Raw genomic sequence first — 23,117 nt, 5'->3', positions numbered from 1 at the left:
GCAAAGGAAAAGGCCCCGCCGCGGCATCTGCAACGGCGGGGCGGGGTTGGCTATTTATTTTCGCCGACATATTCCGACAGCAGCTTTTCGTTCTTGGCGTCCTCAATCCGCTGAATGCGGTCTTCGGACATTTTGTCGTCAAAGCGGTATTTGACAAAGTTGACCAGCGCCAGTGTGAGCATCATCACCGACATCGCCCAGAAACCTTTGGTCGACAGTGGAACTTCGGTGGACAGCCAGAGCGAGATAGCAAGCATCCCGTATGCGACAGCAACACCTGCGCCGTTTACGAACATAATCAATGCGTTATCTGTTTTTACATGTGCCATTTTGGTTTTCTCCTATTGGAATTGCATTATTTCTTTGTTGATTTCAGGCGGGCCAGAACATCGTCGGCGGTTGACCGCGTCGCAGGGCCAAATCCGGCATCGGCCATGCGGTCGGTGATGGTGCCGCCGTCAAGGTCGCGGTTGATATCAGCCAGAATTTCAGAGCGCTCGAACGGGTCGTCACGGCCCAAGACACGCTGGATTAGTTCTTCGGCCTCTTCGACGCTGCCGTGACCCGCGCCGGTTTTGACCATTTGCATCTGGATCGACTGTTCGCGGCGCACAGCACGGGCCTGTATCGCACCTTGTTTAAGGTCGATAATCCGGCGGTGTCCGGTTTCAATCGATGACCGTAAACGCAACACCTTTTGGTCAAGACGGTTCAGGGTTTCAGCCCGCAGGGTCAGTTCGTTTTCCATCGTGGCGATGGCGCGGGCGGCCTCTGCGGCCATGTCTTCGCGGTCGTTATCCAGCGCGTCCTGCGCGCGTTTGGTCAGGTCGCCGATACGGGCCTTTAAGGCGCTATGCTGCTTTTCTTCGGACCGCTGGCGCTGGATCAGGCTGGCCAAGGTGGATTTGGCCGCGCGCAGACTGCTTTCGGATTCGCGGATTTTCTGGTCGATCAATTCGATCGCAAATGCGTCGCGCACGCGGTCTTCGGCCCGTGCGTTCTGCCCGTTGATCAAGGTCGCGAGTGTCTTAAACATTGCTATCATCCTCATGTGTTGCGTTTGTGAACGCTGTTCATGACTTAGTGATAGCGCGCCCGATCTTGTGGGTCAAGAGAAATATGAACAAAGTTCACAACATTATTCGCGGCCCGCAAATTGCCGTAAAACAAGGGCAATCATCCGGTCGATATCGTCGGACGGGACGCCTGCGCTGGCCCCGTCCAGCCCCAAAAGCACGATACCATGTACCGAAGAAAACAGCGCACGCGTCAAAAGCGCCAGATCTTGCGGGTCACGCGCGGGGAAAATCACTGCCAGCGGGTCAGAGATATAGGTAAACAGCTGCCCCATCTCGTGCAGATACCAATCGGGTGCGGCGGTGTCTGGCGCGCGTTCCACATCAAACAGGGCCCGCCAGCTATGCAAGTGCGCCGCCGCAAAATGGTGATAGGCCTGCGCCATTACCACAAGATGATCGACAGGGTCTTGGGGGGCTTCGGCAAGGGCTGCGGCAACATCGGCGCCAAGCGCATGAAAGGTGCGAGCATTTACCGCCAGCACCAGATCATTGAGATCACCAAAGACATTATAGATCGCGCCCAAGGCACAGCCGGCTTCGGTTGCCAGATCGCGTGCGCGCAATGCTTGCAATCCATCTTCCGCGATGCGCCGCTGCGCGATGTTGATCAGATCCTCGCGCAAGGCTGCGCGCCGCTGTGCTACTTTACCCGCCATGATACCCTCTTCTGAACGTAGTTCACCCTAGCAAGTGTTCAGCAGGGTGAAAACCCTAAGTGACGCGTTTTCGCTTGGGCCGCGGTGTCTGGACAAAGACCAAGACACAACCTGCCGTTAGGAATGCGGAAACAAGGAACGGCGCGCCGGGCATATAGAATGGCGTGGTTTCGCTGGTGAAATAGTAAAAGGTCTGCGTCACGATCAGCGGGGCGATGATTGTCGCGACGGCTGCGATGGATGCGATCAGCCCCTGCAATTCGCCCTGTTGGTCGTTGGACGCAGTGCGGGACATGATCCCCTGCAATGCCGGCCCCGCAATTGACCCCATCGCCGTCAGCGGGATCAGCGCAAGCGCCAGCCAGCCGCTCGTCAGGAAACCCAGCGCGCCAAATGCCACAACGTCGATAGACAGCCCCAGTATCACCGCCTTGCGTTCGCCGATCCGGTCAAGGATGGGCTTCATCAGAACGCCTTGGACCAGCGCAATGCAAATCCCGAAGACGCCCAGCGACAGCCCGATCATCCCCGGTCCCCAGCCAAAGCGCGCGACCCCAAAATAAGCCCAGACACCCGGATAGACGAAAAACGCAATGGTATAGACAAACTGGATCAGCATCAGCCGTTTAAGACCGGGAAGCGCTCCGATGCTTTTGAACGCGCCCAGCGGGTTGGCGCGGCGCCACTCGAACTTGCGCCGGATCTTATCGGTCACGGTTTCGGGCAGGACAAAATAGCCGAAAACCGCATTTGCCCCCGCCAGAAACGCAGCCGCCCAAAACGGTGCGCGCGTGCCAAATTCGGCCAAGACCCCGCCCAGCATCGGCCCAAACACAAAGCCGATCCCGAATGCCGCACCAATCCGGCCAAAGTTGACAGCCTTTTGTTCGGGCGTTGATATATCCGCGACATAGGCCGAAGCAGTCGATTGCGTGGCCGCCGTAACCCCGCCGATCAGCCGGCCAATGACCAAAAGCCAGATCGTGCCCGCAACCGCCATCAGCACATAGTCAAACGCCATGAACACCAGCGACCAAAGCAGCACAGGCCGGCGCCCAAATCGGTCGGACAGGCTGCCGATTGTTGGTCCGAACAGGAACTGCATTGCCGCAAAGATTGTTGTCAGCACCCCGCCCCAAACGGCGGCCATCGCAAGATCGCGGCCTTCGACCTCTTGGATCAGGTCAGGCATGACCGGCATGATCAGCCCGATGCCCATGGCATCAATGACAACCGTGATCAGGATAAAGGTGAGGGGAAGATTGCTTTTCATCGCGCCAGATTATGCGCGGGCGCGGGCATTGCAAGAGGTGATTTTACGTAAGCGCGGCAATCAGTTGCGCGGCCAATTCTACTGGCGCTGACAGGAATGGCGAATGCGATGTCGCCATTTCGCTGACGGTCTCTGCAGGCCAGCCTTCGGTCATTTTGGCCTGAAACGCGGGCGGAATCGTGCGGTCATCGGTGCAGCGGATATAGTGGCGCGGGACATCGGGCAGGTTTGTAACAGCCGTTTCTTGTGGCAAAATCGGCTGTGGCCCCAATTGGCGGATCGCCCATTGCGCGCGCGCGGGGTCCACATCGTGATAGAATTTCGCGCGGGCTTTGGCCGGATCAATCGTAAATGTCACCCTGTCTTGCGCCACAATGATCGCATCGCGCAGCGGCTGCTCGTCCGCCATGCGCCGCATTTGCGCTGTCGATTTGCCAATGACCGGCGCATAGGCACACAGGTAGACCAGTTGCGCGATTTTTTCAGGCGCAAGATTTGCGGCCTCGGTGATCGGGTAGCCCGCCATCGAATGGCCGACCAGAACCACAGGGGTTTCAATCGCATCCACAATTGCCTTGGCGTAAAGGTCTAGCGTGACATCTGCGGGCGGCGTGCGGTCTGCCCCATGCGAGGGTAGGTCAATCGCGCGCGCACCATGCCCTGCGGCGCGCAATTGCGCGATCACATGCGCCCAGCACCACGCCCCGTGGCAGGACCCGTGGACCAGCAGGAACTCAGCCATGGCCGATGTCTGCGATGAACTGGTTTAACAGCGCGGCATAGGCAGCGGGGGCTTCTGCGCAGGGCAGGTGGCCCACACGGCGCATCAGTTCGAACCTTGACCCGGGGATCAGATCAATAGTTTCGCGCACCAGATCGGGCGGCGTGGCCCCGTCTTCGGATCCGGCAATGCCAAGCGTGGGAATGCGTAGTGCGCTGGTGGGCGTATAGAAATCCGTGCCCGCAATCGCGTGGCAAATCCCGAGATAGCCATTGGTCGGGGTTGCCACCAGCATATCGCGCCAATGCAGCATCGCGTCAGAGGCGTAGAAGCCGGGCGAAAACCAGCGCTTCATTACCTCATCGGCCATCGCATCCAGACCCTTGGTCTGCACCGTAGCGATCCGGTCTTGCCAAAGCTTTGCGTTGCCGATTTTTGCCGCCGTGTTGGACAAAACCAGCGCGCGGACAAGATCAGGGCGCTTGATCGCAAGCCCTTGCGCCACCATGCCGCCAACCGAGAGGCCCACAAACAACACATCGCGCAGCTTGAAGGCATCACAGACCGCTTCGGCATCCGACACCAATTGCCCCATCGTATAGGGTGCATCAGGCACATCGGATTGCCCGTGCCCGCGCATGTCATAACGGATCACGCGCAGTCCTTTTGGCAAAAGCGGCACGATATCGTCCCAAAGCCGCAGATCGGTCCCTAACGAATTGGCAAATACCACGGCGGGCGCATCCACGGGCCCTTGGGCCGCGACATGCAGTGAAACACCGTCGCGGGTGATTTGGGTTATATCATTCATAGGGGTCTCCTATCAGCATATGGGCCATGATCTGCCCGTGATCCGATGCGAGCTTATTATACGGGGCCTCGGGGTGCGAGCCGTCGGTGAGATGATCGTTCAGCACGCTGAAATATTCCATCTCGCCCAGTTTTTGCGGAAAATCAGGGTGGAAATGCCGCGACATCAAAATCTGGTCAATGCTTTCGAACACGCCGCCAAAGGCAGATGTATAGACCATATCGCGCAGGGATTTACGCACGAACAGCTTTTCGGCGGAAAACAGGCGCACCTTGCTGATCTTTTCCTGAATCACTTCGTTTTGCGCGTCGGAATAACGGTCGCGCGGGGTCTGGGCGTCGTGGCGGCGCATCCATGCATAGTTTTTGAACGGGGCTTCGCCGCTGATGATTTCCGATGAAACGGCGGTTTCGCTATCATTGAAATCACCCAAAACCATGACAGGATTGCCCGCCTCCAGTTCTGCGATGATGGCATTGCGCAGCACCCATGCTTCGGCCATGCGGCGCAAGGCGGCGCGCAGTGACCCCATCGCACGGGCTGCCGGATCGTAATTCACCAGATCAGCGGCAGGCGGGAACGCGGCGCCCGCGGGGCGGGGCAATTCACCCAGCTTGGATTTCAGATGGCAGTTGAACACGGTGACAACCGTTTCCCCGACCGGAATGCGCACCTTGAGGATCGGGCGCGAAAGCCGCTTGATCCGGTAGCTGCCGCCGTCTGTGCCGTCGATATCGCTAAACGGGATATCAAGCGGTTCTGGCAGGTCTTGGATCACCTCGGGCGCGCCCACAAACCCGAACCGCGACAGGATCGCAACGCCCGGACGGCGTGCGCCCGCGCCACCGTCAAAGCTGTTGGGCGCAAAGGCCAGCGCCGATTCCGTATAGGGTTCATAGGCTAGTTTGCGAAAAATCGCCTTGCGGGCATAGCGTTTGGACCGGTCGGGAATATGCGCGGCATTGGCCGCGAGCCCCAGTTCATCCGTTTCAATCACCACATCGCGCAGGGCGGCTTCGCTAAAAATTTCCTGAAATCCGACGATATCTGCGTTCATCGTCAGCAACTGGTCCGCAAGCCACGCGCGTTTCCATGCGTATTCTTCGGGGGTGTATTGTTCGAACTTGTAATATTCCTGATCCGCTTCGATCAGGTTCTTGACGTTGAAACTGGCGATGGTGAAACGGGTCATGCAAGCGTGTCCAAGGCGCGGGCAAAGACCGCTGGGTCAACATTGCCGCCCGTTGCGATGGCGACAACCGTGTCGCCTTCAAACGCGTCGGGGTGGAACAGAGCCGCGGCAAGTGCGGCCGCACCCCCCGGTTCGATGACAATTTTCAGCCGCGCAAAGGCAAGGCCCATCGCGCGCAGGCATTCATCGTCGGTCACGGCAATGCCTGCGCCGCATAGGTTTTGCATGATCGGAAAGGTCAAATCACCCGGCTGCGGCGTGATGATTGCATCGCAAAGCGACCCGTCGAGCTGCGCATTGCGCATGATCTGCCCGCCAGCAAGCGAACGGGTCACATCGTCAAATCCAGCAGGCTCTACAGGGCGCACCCGCATCTTTGGCGCATCTGCGGCCAAGGCAATCGCGACCCCAGAGGTCAGCCCGCCGCCACCACAACAAACGGCGACTTCGGCGTCGCGGTTGCCTAGTTCTTGCGCGATCTCAAGCCCGCAGGTGCCTTGGCCCGCGACAACAAGCGGCTCGTCAAAGGGTTTTATCAGGGTCAGCCCGCGCTCTGCCGCGAGCCGCGCACCAATTGCGTCGCGGTCTTCGGTGGCGCGGTCATACAGCACCACCTCGGCGCCATAGGCGCGGGTGTTGGCGATCTTGATTGCGGGCGCGTTTACCGGCATCACGATCACGGCAGGGGCGCCATGTTTTTGCGCCGCCAGCGCGATGCCCTGCGCGTGGTTGCCGCTAGAAAAGGCGATCACGCCCGCCTTGATCTGGTCAGCCGACAGCATGGAAATCGCCGACCACGCGCCGCGAAATTTGAATGAACCGGTATGTTGCAGGCACTCTGCCTTGACGAAAACCTGCCGTCCGGCGATTTCGTCCAGAAACGGCGAGGATAGCAGCGGGGTGCGCCGTGCGTGCCCGTCAATACGTGTGGCCGCGGCGCGGATCATTTCAATATTCATGTCATTTTCTCCAGCCAAGCATGCAAGGCAGTCAGCGATTGGGGTTCATCAAGAAATGGCACATGCCCGCGCCCGGATACATCCGCGCGGATCATATCGGGGCGCCGCCGCGCCATTTCATCAGCAGTTTCACGCGACAAAAGGTCAGAATTCGCGCCGCGGATCAAGGCCAAAGGCAGCCCGTCAAGCGCATCAAAAAGCGGCCACAGATCGGGTAGCGGCTGGGCGCCTCCAGCGATAACGGCATCGCGTAATTTGGGATCATAACGTATCACCAGCCCCGCGGGGGTTTCTTTGTAATGGGCTTTCACTTCGGCCAGCCAGCGTTCTATCGGTACGTTTTCAAACTGGGTCCATAGCCGCGCGCGCACCGCGGCGGCTTGGGCATAGGTGGTTTGCGCAGGATTGCGCCCGATATAATCCATGATCGTGGCAAGCCCCTCGGGCTTGAGTACGGGACCGATATCATTGAGCGCGACACCCAGCAGCCGGTTTTTGGCCGTGATGGCAAGCGTCATTGCAATCAGCCCGCCGCGTGAAGTGCCAAGGATCGCGGCCTGATCAAGGTCAAGATGGTTCATCAGCGTCAGAACATCCGCCGCCTCATGCGGGATGGTATAGGTTGTGTGATCGGCCCAATCCGATTGGCCGCGCCCGCGGTAATCAAGCCGGATCAACCGTGTCGGCCATGTGCGCGCAATATGATCGAAATCCGCGCCGTTGCGGGTTAGCCCCGCCAGCGCAATCACCGGAAGCCCCGCGCCCTGATCGGTATAATGCAGCGAAAGCCCGTCTTGCGAGGTAAACTGCGGCATCAGACCAGCCCCGGAATGGCTGTCAGATCAGCCACGGTATGGTGGGGCGTGGCATAAAGCCGGTCCATCGGCGCGCCTGCGCGGTTCACCCATGCAGTCTGGAACCCGTATCCCGCAGCCCCCGCCGCATCCCACCCGTTTGAAGACACAAACAGCACGCTTTGCTCGGCGCCGGGAAAGTGCTCTCCGACCAGATCATAGACACGCGCGGCGGGCTTGAAAACGCCGACCGCCTCGACCGACAGGACCGCATCCAACAGCGGCGCAAGCCCCGCCGATGTAACCGCCGCTTCCAGCATTTTGGGGCTGCCGTTTGACAAAATCGCGGTTTTCATGCCCGCCGCGCGCAAATCGGCCAATACCTGCGGTGCTTCGGGATAGGCGGCCAGTTCCCAATAGAGGTCCAACAAACGTCTGCGGGTGGCCACGCCGGTTACCCCGTTTGACGCAAGTGCCCAGTCAAGCCCGTCTTGCGTGACCTGCCAGAAATCACAGTGCCGTCCGGCCACGGCGCGCAGCCAACTGTATTCGAGCTGCTTTGCGCGCCAGTCGCGCGCGATGGCAGGCCAGACATCCGCAATATGTGCATGGGCGGGTTCTGCTGCGGCAGCCGCTGCGGCGGCGTTGACGTCAAACAATGTGCCGTAAGCATCGAAAACACAGGTGGTGATTGTCATGTGATCCTCTTGTCTTTGAACCATCGTGTCACGGGCATGCGCTAACGAAAAGGGGGAAAGCGGTTTGCAACTTGGGGTGCAGGCGCGTAGCTTAGCGCGAATTTTGAAACGCTAGCCGAAAGATGTAGAAAATGAGCCAAGCAAAATCAGGGGATACGGTGCGTATCCATTACACAGGAACGCTCAAGACGGGTGAAACCTTTGACAGCTCTGACGGGCGCGACCCGCTGGAATTTGTGGTTGGCTCTGGCCAGATTATTCCTGGCTTGGATGTCGCCATTCCCGGCATGGCCGTGGGCGACAAAAAGACCGTCGAAGTGCCCTGTGCCCAAGCCTACGGCGAAACCAACCCTGACGCGCGCCAATCCGTGCCGCGCGGTGAAATCCCCGACAACATCCCGCTTGATCTGGGCACGCAATTGCAAATGCAAACCCCCCAAGGCCAGATCATGCATGTCACCGTCGCCGAAGTAACCGAGACCGAAGTGACATTGGACGCCAACCATGCGCTGGCAGGCAAAGACCTGATCTTTGCAATCGAAATGGTCGGCATCGACGCAGCTTAATCCGGCGTTTTTCCAAAATGCGCGGCGTATTCGTCAGGGTTGGCGAATGCGCCGTTGAATTCATAAATGCCGCATTGCCCGCGTGTGGCATCCACCCAAAGATAGCTGGGCATCGGCGGCAGCGCGTCACAATAGGGCGGCTGGTCAAGCCCCGCCAACATCAGTGCCGCGCGGGAACCGACCAGATAATGTGTCAGCGGCGGTGTCGTGGCGATCATCGGGGCGGTGCCCACCTCTTGCATCCAGTCATATATGACTTCGAGACTTGGAAAACGGGGCAAGAAAGCGGCCTGAAGCCGCACCAGCTTGTCCATCAGTTCCGGCGTCATTTCCGTGCCCGGTGCGATCCCGTAAAAATCTTCGAGCGTGAGCCCGTCTTTTGTGAACAGATACAGGTTCGCGCCGTACCCTACCATTTTTGACGAAAGGCAGCCCATGCAATTAGGGCTATCGCGAAAGGCTTGATGTAGCGCGTAGCGTTCGGCAATTGTGTAAAAATCAATGCAATCAATCAGCAAGTCGCAGTCGGTGACAAAATCGCTGGCGTTTTCCACGGTCAGCCCATCTGTATAGACATCCAGCGTCACATCCGGCGTGGTTTCATGGATGAGCTTGGCAATGGTGCTGGCCTTTGATGCGCCTAACGTCGCAGGCGACGCCCCAAGCTGGCGATTGATATTGCTGGTGTCAAAGGCATCGGGATCAGCGATTTTCAGATGCCGCACACCAAGCCGTGCAAGCAACATTGCCACCGCACCCCCAACGCCGCCAAGCCCTGCAACACCCACTGTCGCGCCAGCAATTTTTTCTTGAGATGCGCGCATATGGGCCTGATCGAGACCAAGAAATACTTCGCTGCGTTTGACGCGTTCCCAATAGGTCTGCGCGTCATAAATACCGTCGATCCGGAAATAATGGGGGGAGGTCATGCCAATTCCTTTTGCGTGAACCGCTTTGGAACAAGGCTAGTACACCAAGGGCGATAACAAAAGTCGCTATCGCCCAATGGTTGTGGCTATTTATCGGTGATTGGCATCACAAGATTTTCCGGCTGGGGCATGCCCAAAACATGAAACCCGCCGTCAACGCGGATAATTTCGCCTGATGTAAACGCACCCGCATCTGACGCCAGATAGACAGCAGTGCCGCCCACTGCCTCAAGGCTCGCGTTCTGGCGCATTGGCGTGTTTTGTTCGGTGTGCTTATAGGTGCGGCGCGCACCCGCAATTGCAGCCCCCGCGAGGGTTTTCATCGGGCCGGGGCTGATCGCGTTGACGCGGATCCCTTGCGGCCCCAGATCGTTCGCCAGATAGCGTGTCGCACTTTCCAGTGCGGCCTTGGCCACGCCCATGACGTTATAAAACGGGGTCACGCGGTTGGCACCCTGATAGGTCAACGTCAGCAAGGTGCCGCCATCGGGCATCAAGGCTGCGGCACGTTTGGCCACATCGATGAATGAATAGCAAGAAATTGTCAGCGAATTCTGGAAATTCGCGCGGCTCGTGTCGGTGAACCGACCTGCCAATTCGTTCTTGTCCGAAAACGCGATGGCGTGCACAACAAAATCCAGCTTGCCCCATTTTTGCGCGATCATGTCAAAGGCCGCATCCATGCTGGCGTCATCGGTGACATCGACATCGACCAGCATATCCGACCCAACCGATGCCGCCAGCGGTTCCAGGCGTTTGCCAAATGCCTCGCCTTGATAGGTGAACGCCAGTTCCGCGCCCGCCTCTGACATCGCTTTGGCGATGCCCCAAGCGATTGATCTTTCGTTCGCGACGCCCATGATCAGCCCGCGTTTTCCGTTCAATGTAATTGTCATGGCTTAGCCCTTAAACTTGGATAGCAACATTGACCCGTTGGTGCCGCCAAACCCGAAAGAGTTTGTCATCACGGTATCCAGCCCTGCGTTTTCAACCAATGTTGTGGCGATTTCGGCGGGCTTCAGCGCAGGGTCAAGGGTTTCGACGTTGATTGACGGGGTGATGAAATCATCCTCGAGCATCAACAGGCAATAAACAGCTTCGGAGGCGCCGGTGGCACCCTGACTGTGGCCTGTCATGGATTTGGTCGATGAAACGGGCGGTGTCGCGCCTTCGCCGAACACACGGCGCACGGCTTCGATCTCGCCCACGTCGCCGACGGGGGTCGATGTCCCGTGCGCGTTGATATAGCTGATCTTGCGGCCCTCTGGCAGGGTTTGCAGCGCCAGACGCATCGCGCGTTCGCCGCCTTCGCCTGATGGGGCAACCATGTCGTGCCCGTCAGATGTCGCCGCGTATCCGGTTACTTCGGCATAAATTTTGGCACCGCGTGCTTGCGCGTGCTCAAGGCTTTCCAGCACCAGCATCGCGCCGCCGCCAGCGATTACAAAACCGTCGCGGTTTGCGTCAAACGCACGGGATGCTTTTTCGGGGGTGTCATTGAATTTTGATGACATCGCGCCCATCGCATCAAACAGACATGACAGCGTCCAGTCCAATTCTTCGCCGCCACCCGCAAACATCACGTCCTGTTTGCCCATCATGATTTGTTCGGCGGCGTTGCCGATGCAGTGCAGGGATGTCGAACAGGCAGAGGTGATCGAATAGTTAATGCCTTTGATTTTATACTGGGTCGACAGGTTCGCAGAGATCGTGGACGACATGCATTTTGGCACGGCAAAAGGCCCGATGCGTTTGGTGGCACCTGTATCTTTGACCACATTATGGGCCGCGAACATCGCGGATGTGGATGGGCCGCCGGAGCCCGCAACAAGCCCCGTGCGCACGTTTGATACCGTGCTTTCATCAAGCCCTGCATCCGCAATCGCCTGACCCATCGCGATATAGGCATAGGCTGCACCCGGCCCCATGAAACGCAGCGCGCGTTTGTCGACATGTTCGGTGATGTCAATTTTGACTGTGCCTGCGATCTGGCTGCGGAACCCGTGTTCGGCCATTTCGGGCGACGCCACGATTCCGGATTTGCCAGCCTTAAGCGAGGCTTTCACCTCTTCGGCGTTATTCCCAATCGGAGAGACAATCCCCAAACCTGTGACGACGACGCGACGCATAAACGCACTCCCATTATTTTGTTACTGCTTTGTAAGGCAGCAGTGGGGGCGGGGGCAAGCAGGTAGCTTCGCCCCGCGCGGCATGCCTAGCGATCTGGTCCGCGCGATGTGGCGAAAAATCGCGCCTTTGACGCCACCGCACAAAATCTGCTTGGCTTGTTAATGTTGCGTTAATATTTGGACGGTGCTACCCGACAATTTCCATGAGTATGAGGGCTGAACATGGTTGCGTTCAATTTTACGGTGCCGATCTACGGGTTTGATCAATGGGTCGGTGCATCGACAAATAACACCATCAGCTACCCGAACGGGACAACAATGACGCTTAACAGCAGTGCCACGCTGACTGTTATCAGTGTCACTGACGATGACGGTAATCCGGTCGGATCGCCCGACAACTATTTCTCGGACGGCTATATTGATACGCCGGGGAACGGGTCGTCCCCGTCGACGGGCAATAACGACCAGCTGCTTTCACAAGACGTCACAATCAACGGGACAACCTATCTTGCGGGGTCGCCGGTCGAACTGGAGTTCGGATTCACGACCTCCACGGGCGAAACATTCTGGATCATTCGCATTGACGGCGATAACGTCGGCATCAGCGGGCCGGTTTTGCCGACGCCCGGCACGACCTATACAGTCAACGGGAGCGCGGACGGTCAGGAAACACCTGTCGACAATGTGCCATGCTTTGTTGCAGGGACGCTGATAACCACAAGCACCGGACCGCGCCCGATCGAATCGCTGGAAGTTGGTGATTTGGTTCTGACCAAAGACAACGGTTTGCAGCCGATTTTGTGGATCGGCAAGCGCGCGCTGGACAGCATTGATCTGGCGTTCAAGCCAAATCTGCGCCCGATCAGAATTGCCGCGGGCAGCATGGGTGCCGGATTGCCCAAACAGGACCTGCTGGTTTCTCCGCAGCACCGGATGCTGGTGCGGTCGGAAATTGCGCAGCGCATGTTTGGCACAGACGAAGTACTGGTTGCCGCGAAATCGCTTGTCGCCGCGCCCGGCGTCGCGTCAGTACAGACCGACGCGCCGGTTTGCTATATGCATATGCTGTTTGACGCACATCAGGTGGTCTATGCAAATGATGCCCCCAGTGAAAGCCTGTATACAGGCCCCGAAGCCTTGAAATCGGTGCCTGCGCAGGCGCGCAAAGAAATTTTTGAACTGTTTCCGGAACTAAAGCAGGCCGGCCACGCCCCACAGTCCGCCGCATTTATCCCAAAAGGCCAGCGCCAGCGCGGGCTGGTTGCACGGCATGTCAAAAACGGGCGCGCATTGGTGTCTTGATCCGCGCGCGCAGACCGGAACGGGTAATGCGGCGGTGCCGTTTCTGCCCTTTCTTTCTGCGCAGCATAGCGTAAGGGTGGTTCAACCCCCAAGGAGCGCGGACAATGGAAAAAACGAATGACCTGCATGCGTTGATCGCAGCGGCGCAAGCTGATGCAAAGATACACGAAGCCCGCTTGAACGCAGCCGCAACCAGCCAAGGCGCAAAAGCGCACGCACAAGATCAGGAAATGCGTGCGGCGACTGCGGGGCTCGAAAAGGCGGCGGTCGACCTGTTCGGCCTGTTTGAAGCCCGCATGCAGCATCATTTCAAACGCGGGCCGTTTTCGCGCAAATTGCGCGCAGCGTTGCTCGCGGCCAAGCAGCCGGATCTCGCGGATCGCATCCATAAATATTATCTCGCCGTCAATGTGTTGAAACATGGCACAGGTGCCAGCTACCGCGAATTGCTTGCGGCAAAGGCTACGCCATTTGGGGTACTTGCGGTTGCGGATGTCGTTGAGGATGAGACCCGCACAACATCCGGCTTGATTGACGTCAGCACGCACGGGTTTATCGACGGGCTTGCGGGTGCATTGCTTGAGGCCCAAACGTTCTTGGAAAGCAACGCGTGACTTTGCGGCGGGATGGGCGGCGCGCATTTTGGGTGCGCTGAACGCATGCTGCGCAAAGCCTAACGCCAACAACAATTGTCGGCGCTAGGTCAGAGGCTTAACTTTCGCTGAGCGCGACCTTCATGTCCTTGACTTGATAGATCACTTCGCCGTCGGCTTCGACGATCCCGTCGGCGACACCCATGGTCAGGCGGCGGGTCTGGATCGCTTTGGTGAAATCAATCTTATAGGTCAGCATTTTGCGGTCGGGGCGCACCATGCCGGTCAGTTTGACCTCGCCCACGCCAAGCGCATAACCGCGCCCAAGCCAGCCGCGCCAGCCAAGGTTAAAACCGGTCAGCTGCCACAGGCCATCAAGCCCCAGACAGCCGGGCATGATCGGGTTGCCGGGAAAATGGCAGTCAAAGAACCACAGCTCTGGCGTGATATCGAATTCAGCAATGATATGCCCTTTGCCATGCGCGCCGCCATCGGCAGAAACTTCGGTGATGCGGTCCATCATCAACATCGGCGGGGCAGGCAGCTGCGCGTTGCCGGGGCCGAATAATTCGCCGCGGGCGCATTTGAGCAAGTCGTCTTTGTCAAAACTGGTAGGGTAATCGGCCATTTGTCTGGTCTCATTCTTAACTGCTGCGTTTCAAAACCTTTACCACTGCGACCTTTGCAAGGGCAAGCCTGACGGGCAATTGCAGAAATTCAATTGATAATCCTTCGCATTCGCAGCTATAAGGGGGGACGCAAATAAGCAGGCACGCATGACGGATATTGTTGGACAACGCAGCACGGATTGGCTTTCGGGGGCAGGATTGCGCCCGACGCGGCAACGGCTGACATTGGCCAGCTTGCTTGTCGGTGACGGACAAGACAGGCATGTGACCGCAGAAAGCCTGTTTGACGCAGCGCTTGCCGCAGGTGAAAAAGTGTCGCTGGCGACCGTCTATAATACGCTACGCGCCTTTTGCGATGCCGGATTGATGCGCGAGATCACAGTTGACGGCGCCAAGAGCTATTTCGACACGAATATGACGGATCATCCGCATTTCTATTGGGAAGATACCGCGCTTTTGACGGATGCGCCGGCTGACCAGCTTGAAATCGCACGGGTGCCGCATGCCCCCATGGGGGCCGAGATTGCCTCTGTTGACGTGGTCATCCGGCTGCGCCGTAAATAGCAGATTTGCGCGCCATGCGCCTGCTGGTGCGCACGGTCGATACAAACAGGGGTGGATCAAGATCCACCCTACGATGGTTTATCGGATGTTAACCAGTTCCATGGCAGGTTTGCGTGATGTCACAATACCGCAGACGCTTTGTGCCCGCAGGCACCTATTTCTTTACCGTCAATTTGCGCGACGATGCGTCGTCGCTGCTGGTTGATCGCATCGACCTGCTGCGCGCGGCGACGCGGCTGTGTTTGCAGCGCTGGCCTTTTGAAATCAATGCGGCTGTGGTGTTACCTAACAAATTGCATATGATCTGGACCCTACCGCCCGGGGATAGCGCCTATAGCAAACGCTGGCGGCTGATTAAATCGACCTTTTCGCGCCATTGCGCGCCGCCCGTGCTTTCGGGGACAACCCGTTTGCGCCCTGGTGAAAAAGGCATCTGGCAGCGTCGGTACTGGGAACATGTGATCCGTGATCGGGCGGATTACGATCTGCACGACCACCTGATCCTGATGGCACCGGTGCGTGCAGGCTTGGTTGGCAAACCTTCTGACTGGCCCTATGGGTCACTGCACAGGCGTAGGGTGGATCTTGATCCACGCGTGTCTAGAACCACTGCCCCGGCTCGATCAGGCCCAGATCCAGAAGCTGCTGGGACGACCAGTTGAACGGTTCCGAATGCGCCCCGAAAAAACCGTCGATCGCATGGCGGCTGCCAGGATTGCGGCGCAGTGCCTTGGCTGTGCGGAACGACGCGGTTGCAACGGTCAGATTGTGATGCCACGGACAGGAAAACGTGTTGTGCTCCGGCTCTGACAGGGTGCCATCTTCGGCCATTTGCAACCCGGGCAGGGCGCGAAACAATGCGGCCCGATCCAGCCTTTGGCGGGCTTTGGCGATATGTTCTTCAAACCGCCAGCGCAGACCGCCGTGAATATTCATCTGGCGCTCGAGCGCCGCACCTTGGGCGTCTTGCCGCGCCAGCGCAAAATATCCGCTGCGGTCGAAATAGGGGGCATGCGGGTCGACCCCGTTGGGCGTTTGCGACAGATCGCGGGCATAAAGATCAATCGTATAAGACATGACGCTATCGCGGCGTTCTTCGGCCATAAAGGTCAGCATTTCACCGATGCTGCGTGTTTCGCAAAACGGGAACATCAAATATTCGGCGTTATAGCAATAATAAATCCACTGTCCTTGCGCGGCTTTGATCACCGCATTGCTGATCGTCGCAAGCGCACCTTCGGCGGTTACGTCAAAATCCACGCGGTGCACATTTTCGGGCAGACCATCCGGCATGGGCATATCGGCAGGGCAGAACAGCACAATCTGTGCAAATCCCAGCCGCAGATGATGCGTAATGGTGCCGGCTATTTCCACATCATCCTCGATCAGGATCAGGGCAATTGGCCCCCGCGCAAGCGCGGTTTTGGTATCGGAAATCAGGGCGGTCAGGTTGGTAAAATGCATGAAAGTCGTATCCGGTTGCGCTTGGCGTAAACTGGGTCAAATCACCCCGCATTGCAAGCAATCCACCAAGCCGCTATGACGCTCTCAAATCTCCTAACCCGAGGCCTGCACATGTCCGCGCCCAAAAAGCTATTTATCAAGACCTATGGCTGCCAGATGAACGTCTATGACAGCGAACGCATGGCCGAGGCGCTGGGCGGCAACGGCTATGTGGAAACAAAGACCCCCGAAGACGCGGATATGATTCTGCTTAACACCTGCCACATCCGTGAAAAAGCGGCGGAAAAGGTCTATTCCGAGTTGGGGCGCATGAAGCCGCTCAAGGATATCAACCCAAATCTGAAAATCGGGATCGCAGGCTGCGTGGCACAAGCCGAGGGCGAAGAGATCATGCGCCGCGCGCCGGTGGTTGATCTGGTTGTGGGGCCGCAAAGCTATCACCGGCTGCCCGCGATGGATGATGCGGTGCAAACGGGTGCCAAGGCGCTTGATACCGATTTCCCTGACGACGACAAATTCGAGACGCTCAAAGCGCGCAGCAAGGCCAAACGCGGCCCGACCGCGTTTTTGACCGTGCAGGAAGGCTGCGACAAATTCTGCGCCTTCTGCGTCGTGCCCTATACCCGCGGCGCCGAAGTATCACGCCCTGCCGACCGGATTATCCGCGAAGCGCAAGAACTGGTCGAATCCGGTGTGCGTGAAATCACGCTCTTGGGTCAAAACGTGAATGCCTATCACGGGCATGACGGTGGTTTGGCAGGGTTGATCTGGGAGTTGGACAAGGTTGACGGGTTGGAACGCATCCGTTTCACCACCAGCCACCCCAATGACATGGACGATGCGCTGATCGACGCGCATGGGACTTGCGAAAAACTGATGCCCTATCTGCATTTGCCCGTGCAATCCGGGTCGAACCGCATCCTGAAGGCGATGAACCGCAAACATACCGCCGAAGGTTATTTGCGTCTGATCGAACGCATTCGCGCGGCCCGACCTGACCTGTTGCTATCGGGTGATTTCATCGTCGGCTTCCCCGGTGAAACGGATCAGGATTTTGAAGACACGATGCAATTGGTGCGCGATGTGCATTACGGGCAGGCCTATTCGTTCAAATACTCTACCCGTCCCGGCACGCCTGCGGCCGAAAAACCGCAACTGCCCGAAGATGTGATGAACGACCGATTGCAGCGCTTGCAGGGGCTGTTGCGTGAACAGCAGATCGCGACCCAAGCGTCGATGGTCGGGCGCGATGTAAAGGTCCTGTTCGAAAAAGCGGGCCGCGAAGCCGGTCAGATGATTGGCAAATCCGAGTATCTGCACGCCGTATTCGCCGAGGCCCCAGCAGATGTCATCGGCACCGTGCGCCGCGTCAGGATCATTGATGACGCGACAAATTCGCTCAAGGGGGAACTGCTTTCGCAATAACCGGCGCTTTGCGCGACGGAATTCCGGCACGTCACCGTTATAATTTGCATCAAGATTGACGTCCAATCTATCATGCAACGGAGACCTGATGTGCGAAAGCAACCCAAGATAATACTAAGCCTGCTTACGGCCGCAACGCTTTGCGCGCCCAGCCTTGGCGCGGCCCACGGTATTGCCGATGGAATGACCGAAACCGCGCTTGTCGCTCCGGCGCAGATCGTCGATTGCACCCTTGAAAACGGGACAGCCGCGCAATGTACCCAGCTTGTTGTCAATTACGTCCCCGAAGGTCTTGAGATCGGCCCGTTCTGCCCGGCAACGATAGATGGCGAAAGCGGGATATGGGACTGGACCGGAGAAAACGCTGGGATTTACCGTGTCGATCGCTCCTATTTCGAGATGCTTGACGAACTTGGTTATCGGTTCTTTGATGATGACGGCACGGTGCATATCGCCGATATTTCGGTAGCGCAGCCGGTTGACGATCACGCGTGCATCAATGTGTCGGTTGACGAAACCGTTACGATGACATTGTTGATCCCGACCACGCCGGTCATGGCCGATGCCCCGTCACGGCTTGGGACCGTGTCCAAGGTCGGGGTTGGTTTGGACGGCGTGCCGATCTTTTCTGACGCGCCAAGCATCCAGCAAACCGGCCACATGCCCGTGTTGGATACCTGCGGCGGTCACGTTGATCCGGGCGGTTGGTATCATTGGCACGCGACTGCGACCGATATCGCAACAGTCTATGATGCCCATGAAATCGCCGCCGAATGCGGGCTGACGCAGGATAGCAGTGCGCAGTTTGGTTATGCATTTGACGGGTTTGCAATGTATGGCAGCACAGATATCGACGGCACCGTTCCAACCGATCTGGATACTTGCAACGGCCACATCGGCGAGACCGAATATGGTGCCGACGCTGTCTATCACTACCATGCGACAACGGATTTCCCGAACCTTCCGGGCTGTTTGGTCGGTGTGCAGGCACAAGATAACTTTGTAACCACGGCACAGGCTGGCGTTGGTGCGAATCCACCTGAGGGTACAGTGATTACGCGCGGCGAACCACCGCGCGGTGATGGCCCAGGTGGCGCGCCTGAAGGATTTGATGAGGCGGCGCAAACGCTGGGTCGTAGCGTTGAAGAGCTGATGCAGGTGCTCGACGCTGCGGGCGGTCCTCAATTGGACTTTGGCCAAGCTGCAACAGCGTTGGGCGTGACCGAAGACGCATTGCGCAGCATTTTGCCACCGCCACCGAACCGGTAATCACCATGGCCCCGCATTTCCATTGGTGCGGGGCAGTTTTTTGGGCCGAAATGGCGCACGCGCTTGGATCGGTTCTTGCACCTGCAGCATTCCCTTGCCAAGCTGGTGTTATACCGACTCAAAGGAGAGCCGTTTGGCCACTGGTGCACCGACCGTAACCGACGATATTGTCACTGAAGTCACGCTTGAATTCCCTGACAATTTCTTACTTATTGACCTTTGCGGCGAATTTGACCGCAATCTCACCACCATCGAGGACAGCCTTGGCGTGCAGATCTTGCGCCGCGGCAACCAGCTTGATGTTCTGGGTGGCGGGGCCGCGCGCGAAAAGGCGCAGGAGGTGCTGAAATCACTCTACGGGCGTCTTGAGGCGGGTCGTAGTCTGGATGCGGGCGACATCGACCGCGAATTGCGCATGGGGCCGGAAACCGTGCGCGGCCCTGCCGGCCCTACTGAGCAAACCGAAATGTTCAAAGGCGAAAATGCGCGGGTTGAAATCAAGACCCGCAAAAAACTGGTTGAGCCGCGCACCGATGCGCAAAAAACCTATGTAAAATCGCTGTTCGACAACGAACTGGCCTTTGGCATCGGCCCCGCGGGGACGGGCAAGACATATTTGGCGGTGGCTGTCGGCGTGAACATGCTGATTTCCGGCCATGTCGACAAGATTATCCTGTCGCGCCCTGCGGTCGAGGCTGGTGAAAAGCTGGGCTATTTGCCGGGCGATATGAAAGACAAGGTCGATCCCTATATGCAGCCGCTTTACGATGCGCTGAATGATTTTCTACCGGGCAAGCAAGCTGCCAAGATGATGGAAGAAAAGGTGATCGAAATTGCGCCGCTTGCGTTTATGCGGGGGCGGACATTGTCGAATGCTTTTGTGGTATTGGACGAGGCCCAAAACGCGACAACCATGCAGATGAAGATGTTCCTGACCCGCCTTGGCGAAGGATCGCGCATGGTGATCACGGGCGACCGCACCCAGATTGATCTGCCGCGCGGGGTGAATTCGGGTCTGCGCGACGCGGAACGCCTGCTTAAGAATATTCCTAAAATCAGCTTTAACTATTTTACGTCCAAGGATGTCGTGCGTCACCCGCTTGTCGCCGCTATCATCGAGGCTTACGAGGCCGACGCGGAAAAGTGACAGTCGATTGCATCATTGAAGACACGCGCTGGGAGGGGATTGCATTGCTCGCCACCCGCGCGAGCGACGCGGCGCTGGCGCATTTGGGCTATGACCCCGCAGAATTTGAAATCAGCCTGCTGGCCTGTGACGATGCACGCATCGCCGCCTTGAATGCCGATTTTCGCGGCAAACCCGCCGCGACAAATGTGCTAAGCTGGCCGTCCGATGAACGCGGGGCGGATGTTGACGGTGACCCGCCGGTTGCGCCCGAATTGCCGATGGATGCGGAACTGGGCGATATCGCAATTGCGTTTGATACCTGCACCCGTGAGGCCCAAGAAGCAGGGAAATCCATGGTCGACCACACGCTTCATTTACTTGTTCATGGTACGCTGCATTTGCTGGGCTATGATCACGAGCGTGACAAAGACGCCACCGTTATGGAAAGATTAGAGGTGGCGATACTTGGCAAACTGGGTGTAAGTGACCCATATAAGGAAAATTAGGGCGCTTTTGCCCACATAGGTAAGGAAACAATGGGCGACTCCAACGACGGTCCATCTATCGCAGCGCAAAGCGCGCAAATGGATCAAAATGCAACGACCCCGGGAGTTTTGTCCCGGCTGCGCTATGTTTTTCAACCACAGGCGATGCCCGACACGCATGAAGATGCGCCAAGCGAGGTCAGCCAACTGCCACAATCTGTCTTGGGCATGTTGAACCTGCGCCGTAAACGGGTCGAAGATGTCGCGGTTCCAAAGACCGATATTGTTGCCGTGCCATTGGGTATCTCAAAGGAAGATCTGGTCAATGTGTTCCGCGAAAGCGGGCTGACACGGCTGCCGCTTTATGACGGAACATTGGATACGCCGATCGGCATTGTGAATCTCAAGGATTTCGCGCTGCGCCACGGGTTTAACGGCGAAACCAAAGATCTGGATCTGCGCGAAACCGCGCGCCCGCTTTTGTTTGTGCCGCCGTCCATGCCGCTTGGGGTCTTGCTGCAAAAAATGCAGGCCGAACGCATTCACATGGCGCTGGTGATTGATGAATATGGTGGCACCGACGGGCTGGTCACCATCGAAGATCTGATCGAACAGGTCGTCGGCGACATCGAAGACGAACACGACATTGACGAAGCCAAAAGCTGGATCATGGAAAAACCGGGCGTCTACATGGCGCAGGCCCGTACCGAACTCGAAGAATTCGAAGCCGAGATCGGGATCAAGCTGACCGACCACCACGAGATCGACGAAGAAGAAATCGACACTTTGGGCGGTTTGGTGACGATGCTATCAGGGCATCTGCCTGCCCGCGGAGAGATCATTTTGCACCCCGACGGCCCTGAATTCGAAGTTGTTGATGCCGATCCGCGCCGGATCAAACGGCTGCGCGTGCGCTTGCCAAATGCGCAAGATAGCTAACGCCGCACTGCGCTTTGCGGGTTTTTCACCTTGGGCGCGGTATTGCAGTTTGCTGTTGGCAGGGGCGCTTGCGGGGCTTGGGCAGGCGCCACAGGATTATTGGTATCTGACCATCATTGCGCTGGCGGGGCTTTTGGCCGCGCACCCGCAATCTGCGCGCGTTGGCGCGTTGCAGGTTTGGGTGTTCGGGCTGGGCTATTTTGCTGTTGCGCTGCGCTGGATTGTTGAGCCGTTTTTGGTGGATGCAGCTGCAACCGGATGGATGGCCCCGTTTGCGATTGTATTGATGGCGGCAGGTGCGGCTTTGTTTTGGGCTTTGTTTGCCTATCTTGCCGCGCGTGTGGCACCCGGTTCTAGGATTGCTTTGGCGTTGGCGATTGTCTGGGCGGAACTGGCGCGTGCGCTGGTGCTGACCGGTTTTCCTTGGGCATTATTGGGGCATATCTGGGTGCCGACGCCGCTGGCGCAGCTTGCGGCGTTGGGTGGCCCGCATTTGTTGACCCTGTTTACGCTTGTCTCGGCTTGGGCCCTTTGCGCGCTATTTGGTCCGGCGCGCATTGCGGGGGGTGCCATTCTTATTGCGCTATTGGGATTAGGTGTTTGGGCGGTGCCGCCGCCAGCCGTACCCGCGCTGCCGGATGCGCCGATCGTGCGGCTTGTACAGCCCAATGCGCCGCAAGACCAAAAATGGGATCCGGCGCACCGCGAGATCTATTTAAACCGGATGATCACGATGACGGGGCAGGGCGCGCGGCCCGATCTGGTTGTCTGGCCGGAAACCGCCGTGCCCTATTTGCTGAACCATGTGCAGGGTGATCTGGCCTTGATGGCGGATGCCGCCCGCGGCGCGCCACTGGTTTTTGGCATCCAGCGGCGCGATGAAAACCTGCGTTATTTCAACAGCCTTATCGTCATGGGGCCAGGCGGGTTGCTGCGTAGTACGTATGACAAACGGCATCTTGTGCCCTTTGGCGAATATATCCCGGGCGGGGATTTGCTTGGGCGGTTGGGCATTCACGGGCTGGCGACCAGCGACGGCGCAGGGTTTGCAGCGGGCACAACATCGCCGCGCGTCAGCCTGCCGGGGATCGGTGATGCGATTCCGCTGATCTGCTACGAAGGCATTTTTGCCGAAGAAATCGGTGGCGCGGGTGCGCGTCCGCGCCTGCTTATGCTGATCACAAATGACGCGTGGTTCGGGCGCGGGGCGGGCCCCTACCAGCACCTCGCGCAGGCACGGTTGCGTGCGATTGAACAGGGGCTGCCGATGGTGCGCGTGGCTAACACGGGCGTTAGCGCGATGATTGATGCGTACGGGCGGATCATGGACGCGCTGCCACTGAATACCCAAGGCGCGCTAGATGTCGCCTTACCTCCTGCACGTGCGGTAACACCCTATGCGCGCTATGGTGATCGGATGCTTATGGCCATTTTGGCCGTCTTGACGCTGTGTTGCATTGTTGTCGCGCGGCGCGATAGCGATTGACGCGCCGCAGCGCGCGGCATAGACC

The 23,117-nt window shown here is 58.0% G+C and carries 26 protein-coding genes; 11 read left to right on the top strand and 15 right to left on the bottom strand.

From position 1 onward, the window contains the following. Nucleotides 1–50 precede the first annotated feature (50 nt). The 10 genes from BM320_RS10075 to BM320_RS10030 all read right to left on the bottom strand — a co-directional run bounded on the left by BM320_RS10075 (nt 51) and on the right by BM320_RS10030 (nt 8,183). Nucleotides 51–329: a YiaA/YiaB family inner membrane protein gene (locus BM320_RS10075; RefSeq protein WP_090199560.1), complete on the bottom strand. Its 279-nt coding sequence runs from the start codon at nt 327–329 to the stop codon at nt 51–53. 26 nt (nt 330–355) lie between these two features. Further along, nucleotides 356–1,036: a PspA/IM30 family protein gene (locus BM320_RS10070; protein ID WP_090199558.1), complete on the bottom strand. Its 681-nt coding sequence runs from the start codon at nt 1,034–1,036 to the stop codon at nt 356–358. A 102-nt stretch (nt 1,037–1,138) separates the two neighbouring features. Beyond that, nucleotides 1,139–1,735, bottom strand: coding sequence for a TetR/AcrR family transcriptional regulator (locus BM320_RS10065; RefSeq protein WP_090199555.1), 597 nt, complete (start codon nt 1,733–1,735; stop codon nt 1,139–1,141). Between the two features lie 55 nt (nt 1,736–1,790). Next, on the bottom strand, nt 1,791–3,008 hold the full coding sequence (locus BM320_RS10060) for a TCR/Tet family MFS transporter (RefSeq protein WP_090199553.1): 1,218 nt from the start codon (nt 3,006–3,008) through the stop codon (nt 1,791–1,793). Between the two features lie 43 nt (nt 3,009–3,051). Further along, complete coding sequence (locus BM320_RS10055) at nt 3,052–3,750, bottom strand: alpha/beta fold hydrolase (protein ID WP_090199551.1); 699 nt, start codon at nt 3,748–3,750, stop codon at nt 3,052–3,054. After that, nucleotides 3,743–4,540: a 3-oxoadipate enol-lactonase gene (pcaD, locus tag BM320_RS10050; RefSeq protein WP_090199548.1), complete on the bottom strand. Its 798-nt coding sequence runs from the start codon at nt 4,538–4,540 to the stop codon at nt 3,743–3,745. The genes BM320_RS10055 and pcaD overlap by 8 nt, the downstream gene beginning before the upstream one ends. Then, complete coding sequence (locus BM320_RS10045) at nt 4,533–5,732, bottom strand: endonuclease/exonuclease/phosphatase family protein (protein WP_090199546.1); 1,200 nt, start codon at nt 5,730–5,732, stop codon at nt 4,533–4,535. The genes pcaD and BM320_RS10045 overlap by 8 nt, the downstream gene beginning before the upstream one ends. After that, the gene (locus BM320_RS10040; RefSeq protein WP_090199543.1) at nt 5,729–6,691 is read right to left on the bottom strand and encodes a threonine ammonia-lyase; all 963 of its coding nucleotides are present in this window, start codon (nt 6,689–6,691) and stop codon (nt 5,729–5,731) included. Before BM320_RS10040 ends, BM320_RS10045 begins: the two co-directional genes overlap by 4 nt. Beyond that, the gene (locus BM320_RS10035; protein ID WP_090199541.1) at nt 6,688–7,506 is read right to left on the bottom strand and encodes an alpha/beta fold hydrolase; all 819 of its coding nucleotides are present in this window, start codon (nt 7,504–7,506) and stop codon (nt 6,688–6,690) included. The genes BM320_RS10040 and BM320_RS10035 overlap by 4 nt, the downstream gene beginning before the upstream one ends. Further along, on the bottom strand, nt 7,506–8,183 hold the full coding sequence (locus BM320_RS10030) for a haloacid dehalogenase type II (RefSeq protein WP_090199538.1): 678 nt from the start codon (nt 8,181–8,183) through the stop codon (nt 7,506–7,508). Before BM320_RS10030 ends, BM320_RS10035 begins: the two co-directional genes overlap by 1 nt. Before the next feature lie 131 nt (nt 8,184–8,314). Here BM320_RS10030 and BM320_RS10025 point away from each other — a divergent pair, with 131 nt between their 5' ends. Next, nucleotides 8,315–8,749 carry an FKBP-type peptidyl-prolyl cis-trans isomerase gene (locus tag BM320_RS10025; protein ID WP_090199536.1) on the top strand — a complete coding sequence of 145 codons (435 nt, stop codon included), beginning with the start codon at nt 8,315–8,317 and terminating at the stop codon, nt 8,747–8,749. Here BM320_RS10025 and BM320_RS10020 read toward each other — a convergent pair. From BM320_RS10020 to fabB, 3 genes are all read right to left on the bottom strand, one after another. Continuing rightward, complete coding sequence (locus BM320_RS10020) at nt 8,746–9,678, bottom strand: HesA/MoeB/ThiF family protein (RefSeq protein WP_090199533.1); 933 nt, start codon at nt 9,676–9,678, stop codon at nt 8,746–8,748. The two genes, BM320_RS10025 and BM320_RS10020, sit on opposite strands and share 4 nt — an antisense overlap. A gap of 86 nt (nt 9,679–9,764) precedes the next feature. Beyond that, a complete protein-coding gene (locus tag BM320_RS10015) occupies nt 9,765–10,574 on the bottom strand; it encodes an enoyl-ACP reductase FabI (protein ID WP_090199531.1) in 810 nt (269 codons plus the stop codon). A 3-nt stretch (nt 10,575–10,577) separates the two neighbouring features. Further along, complete coding sequence (gene fabB, locus BM320_RS10010) at nt 10,578–11,807, bottom strand: beta-ketoacyl-ACP synthase I (protein WP_090199528.1); 1,230 nt, start codon at nt 11,805–11,807, stop codon at nt 10,578–10,580. A 222-nt stretch (nt 11,808–12,029) separates the two neighbouring features. On the opposite strand from fabB, the gene BM320_RS10005 reads away from it, so the two are divergent. Both BM320_RS10005 and BM320_RS10000 read left to right on the top strand, forming a co-directional pair. After that, entirely contained in the window at nt 12,030–13,109 is a 1,080-nt protein-coding gene (locus BM320_RS10005) for a Hint domain-containing protein (protein ID WP_242650996.1), read from the top strand. A gap of 104 nt (nt 13,110–13,213) precedes the next feature. Continuing rightward, complete coding sequence (locus tag BM320_RS10000) at nt 13,214–13,723, top strand: hypothetical protein (RefSeq protein WP_090199526.1); 510 nt, start codon at nt 13,214–13,216, stop codon at nt 13,721–13,723. A 97-nt stretch (nt 13,724–13,820) separates the two neighbouring features. Here the strand turns inward: BM320_RS10000 and fabA are convergent, their stop codons facing one another. Next, complete coding sequence (gene fabA, locus BM320_RS09995; protein WP_090199524.1) at nt 13,821–14,330, bottom strand: bifunctional 3-hydroxydecanoyl-ACP dehydratase/trans-2-decenoyl-ACP isomerase; 510 nt, start codon at nt 14,328–14,330, stop codon at nt 13,821–13,823. Nucleotides 14,331–14,478: 148 nt separating this feature from the next. Between fabA and irrA the strand changes: the two genes are divergently transcribed. Together irrA and BM320_RS16300 are read left to right on the top strand one after the other, a co-directional pair. Further along, on the top strand, nt 14,479–14,895 hold the full coding sequence (gene irrA / locus BM320_RS09990) for an iron response transcriptional regulator IrrA (protein ID WP_090199522.1): 417 nt from the start codon (nt 14,479–14,481) through the stop codon (nt 14,893–14,895). 116 nt (nt 14,896–15,011) lie between these two features. Further along, nucleotides 15,012–15,557, top strand: a complete 546-nt coding sequence (locus BM320_RS16300; protein ID WP_131802377.1) for an REP-associated tyrosine transposase — start codon at nt 15,012–15,014, stop codon at nt 15,555–15,557. On the opposite strand, the gene BM320_RS09985 is transcribed toward BM320_RS16300, so the two are convergent. Further along, the gene (locus tag BM320_RS09985; RefSeq protein WP_090199520.1) at nt 15,496–16,359 is read right to left on the bottom strand and encodes a glycosyltransferase family protein; all 864 of its coding nucleotides are present in this window, start codon (nt 16,357–16,359) and stop codon (nt 15,496–15,498) included. The genes BM320_RS16300 and BM320_RS09985 overlap by 62 nt on opposite strands. Before the next feature lie 111 nt (nt 16,360–16,470). Here BM320_RS09985 and miaB point away from each other — a divergent pair, with 111 nt between their 5' ends. The 6 genes from miaB (at nt 16,471) to lnt (ending at nt 23,092) form a co-directional block, all read left to right on the top strand. Beyond that, on the top strand, nt 16,471–17,784 hold the full coding sequence (gene miaB, locus BM320_RS09980; protein WP_090199517.1) for a tRNA (N6-isopentenyl adenosine(37)-C2)-methylthiotransferase MiaB: 1,314 nt from the start codon (nt 16,471–16,473) through the stop codon (nt 17,782–17,784). 90 nt (nt 17,785–17,874) lie between these two features. After that, nucleotides 17,875–19,053 carry a YHYH protein gene (locus BM320_RS09975; protein ID WP_207496867.1) on the top strand — a complete coding sequence of 393 codons (1,179 nt, stop codon included), beginning with the start codon at nt 17,875–17,877 and terminating at the stop codon, nt 19,051–19,053. A 133-nt stretch (nt 19,054–19,186) separates the two neighbouring features. Further along, entirely contained in the window at nt 19,187–20,200 is a 1,014-nt protein-coding gene (locus BM320_RS09970) for a PhoH family protein (protein WP_090199513.1), read from the top strand. Further along, the gene (gene ybeY, locus BM320_RS09965) at nt 20,197–20,688 is read left to right on the top strand and encodes an rRNA maturation RNase YbeY (RefSeq protein WP_090199511.1); all 492 of its coding nucleotides are present in this window, start codon (nt 20,197–20,199) and stop codon (nt 20,686–20,688) included. Before BM320_RS09970 ends, ybeY begins: the two co-directional genes overlap by 4 nt. Before the next feature lie 30 nt (nt 20,689–20,718). Then, complete coding sequence (locus tag BM320_RS09960; protein WP_090199509.1) at nt 20,719–21,606, top strand: hemolysin family protein; 888 nt, start codon at nt 20,719–20,721, stop codon at nt 21,604–21,606. Further along, complete coding sequence (lnt, locus tag BM320_RS09955) at nt 21,590–23,092, top strand: apolipoprotein N-acyltransferase (RefSeq protein WP_090199506.1); 1,503 nt, start codon at nt 21,590–21,592, stop codon at nt 23,090–23,092. Before BM320_RS09960 ends, lnt begins: the two co-directional genes overlap by 17 nt. Nucleotides 23,093–23,117: the final 25 nt, after the last annotated feature.

Source organism: Yoonia tamlensis, assembly GCF_900115105.1.
Classification (GTDB): domain Bacteria; phylum Pseudomonadota; class Alphaproteobacteria; order Rhodobacterales; family Rhodobacteraceae; genus Yoonia; species Yoonia tamlensis.
Note: the sequence above shows the minus strand (reverse complement) of the source record. Positions and strands in the feature narration are given on the sequence as shown.

What these genes read in the sequence shown, in the direction of transcription:
- BM320_RS10075 (WP_090199560.1), bottom strand. Translation starts at nt 329, where the DNA reads ATGGCACATGTAAAAACAGATAACGCATTGATTATGTTCGTAAACGGC.
- BM320_RS10070 (WP_090199558.1), bottom strand. Translation starts at nt 1,036, where the DNA reads ATGTTTAAGACACTCGCGACCTTGATCAACGGGCAGAACGCACGGGCC.
- BM320_RS10065 (WP_090199555.1), bottom strand. Translation starts at nt 1,735, where the DNA reads ATGGCGGGTAAAGTAGCACAGCGGCGCGCAGCCTTGCGCGAGGATCTG.
- BM320_RS10060 (WP_090199553.1), bottom strand. Translation starts at nt 3,008, where the DNA reads ATGAAAAGCAATCTTCCCCTCACCTTTATCCTGATCACGGTTGTCATT.
- BM320_RS10055 (WP_090199551.1), bottom strand. Translation starts at nt 3,750, where the DNA reads ATGGCTGAGTTCCTGCTGGTCCACGGGTCCTGCCACGGGGCGTGGTGC.
- pcaD (WP_090199548.1), bottom strand. Translation starts at nt 4,540, where the DNA reads ATGAATGATATAACCCAAATCACCCGCGACGGTGTTTCACTGCATGTC.
- BM320_RS10045 (WP_090199546.1), bottom strand. Translation starts at nt 5,732, where the DNA reads ATGACCCGTTTCACCATCGCCAGTTTCAACGTCAAGAACCTGATCGAA.
- BM320_RS10040 (WP_090199543.1), bottom strand. Translation starts at nt 6,691, where the DNA reads ATGAATATTGAAATGATCCGCGCCGCGGCCACACGTATTGACGGGCAC.
- BM320_RS10035 (WP_090199541.1), bottom strand. Translation starts at nt 7,506, where the DNA reads ATGCCGCAGTTTACCTCGCAAGACGGGCTTTCGCTGCATTATACCGAT.
- BM320_RS10030 (WP_090199538.1), bottom strand. Translation starts at nt 8,183, where the DNA reads ATGACAATCACCACCTGTGTTTTCGATGCTTACGGCACATTGTTTGAC.
- BM320_RS10025 (WP_090199536.1), top strand. Translation starts at nt 8,315, where the DNA reads ATGAGCCAAGCAAAATCAGGGGATACGGTGCGTATCCATTACACAGGA.
- BM320_RS10020 (WP_090199533.1), bottom strand. Translation starts at nt 9,678, where the DNA reads ATGACCTCCCCCCATTATTTCCGGATCGACGGTATTTATGACGCGCAG.
- BM320_RS10015 (WP_090199531.1), bottom strand. Translation starts at nt 10,574, where the DNA reads ATGACAATTACATTGAACGGAAAACGCGGGCTGATCATGGGCGTCGCG.
- fabB (WP_090199528.1), bottom strand. Translation starts at nt 11,807, where the DNA reads ATGCGTCGCGTCGTCGTCACAGGTTTGGGGATTGTCTCTCCGATTGGG.
- BM320_RS10005 (WP_242650996.1), top strand. Translation starts at nt 12,030, where the DNA reads ATGGTTGCGTTCAATTTTACGGTGCCGATCTACGGGTTTGATCAATGG.
- BM320_RS10000 (WP_090199526.1), top strand. Translation starts at nt 13,214, where the DNA reads ATGGAAAAAACGAATGACCTGCATGCGTTGATCGCAGCGGCGCAAGCT.
- fabA (WP_090199524.1), bottom strand. Translation starts at nt 14,330, where the DNA reads ATGGCCGATTACCCTACCAGTTTTGACAAAGACGACTTGCTCAAATGC.
- irrA (WP_090199522.1), top strand. Translation starts at nt 14,479, where the DNA reads ATGACGGATATTGTTGGACAACGCAGCACGGATTGGCTTTCGGGGGCA.
- BM320_RS16300 (WP_131802377.1), top strand. Translation starts at nt 15,012, where the DNA reads ATGTCACAATACCGCAGACGCTTTGTGCCCGCAGGCACCTATTTCTTT.
- BM320_RS09985 (WP_090199520.1), bottom strand. Translation starts at nt 16,359, where the DNA reads ATGCATTTTACCAACCTGACCGCCCTGATTTCCGATACCAAAACCGCG.
- miaB (WP_090199517.1), top strand. Translation starts at nt 16,471, where the DNA reads ATGTCCGCGCCCAAAAAGCTATTTATCAAGACCTATGGCTGCCAGATG.
- BM320_RS09960 (WP_090199509.1), top strand. Translation starts at nt 20,719, where the DNA reads ATGGGCGACTCCAACGACGGTCCATCTATCGCAGCGCAAAGCGCGCAA.
- lnt (WP_090199506.1), top strand. Translation starts at nt 21,590, where the DNA reads ATGCGCAAGATAGCTAACGCCGCACTGCGCTTTGCGGGTTTTTCACCT.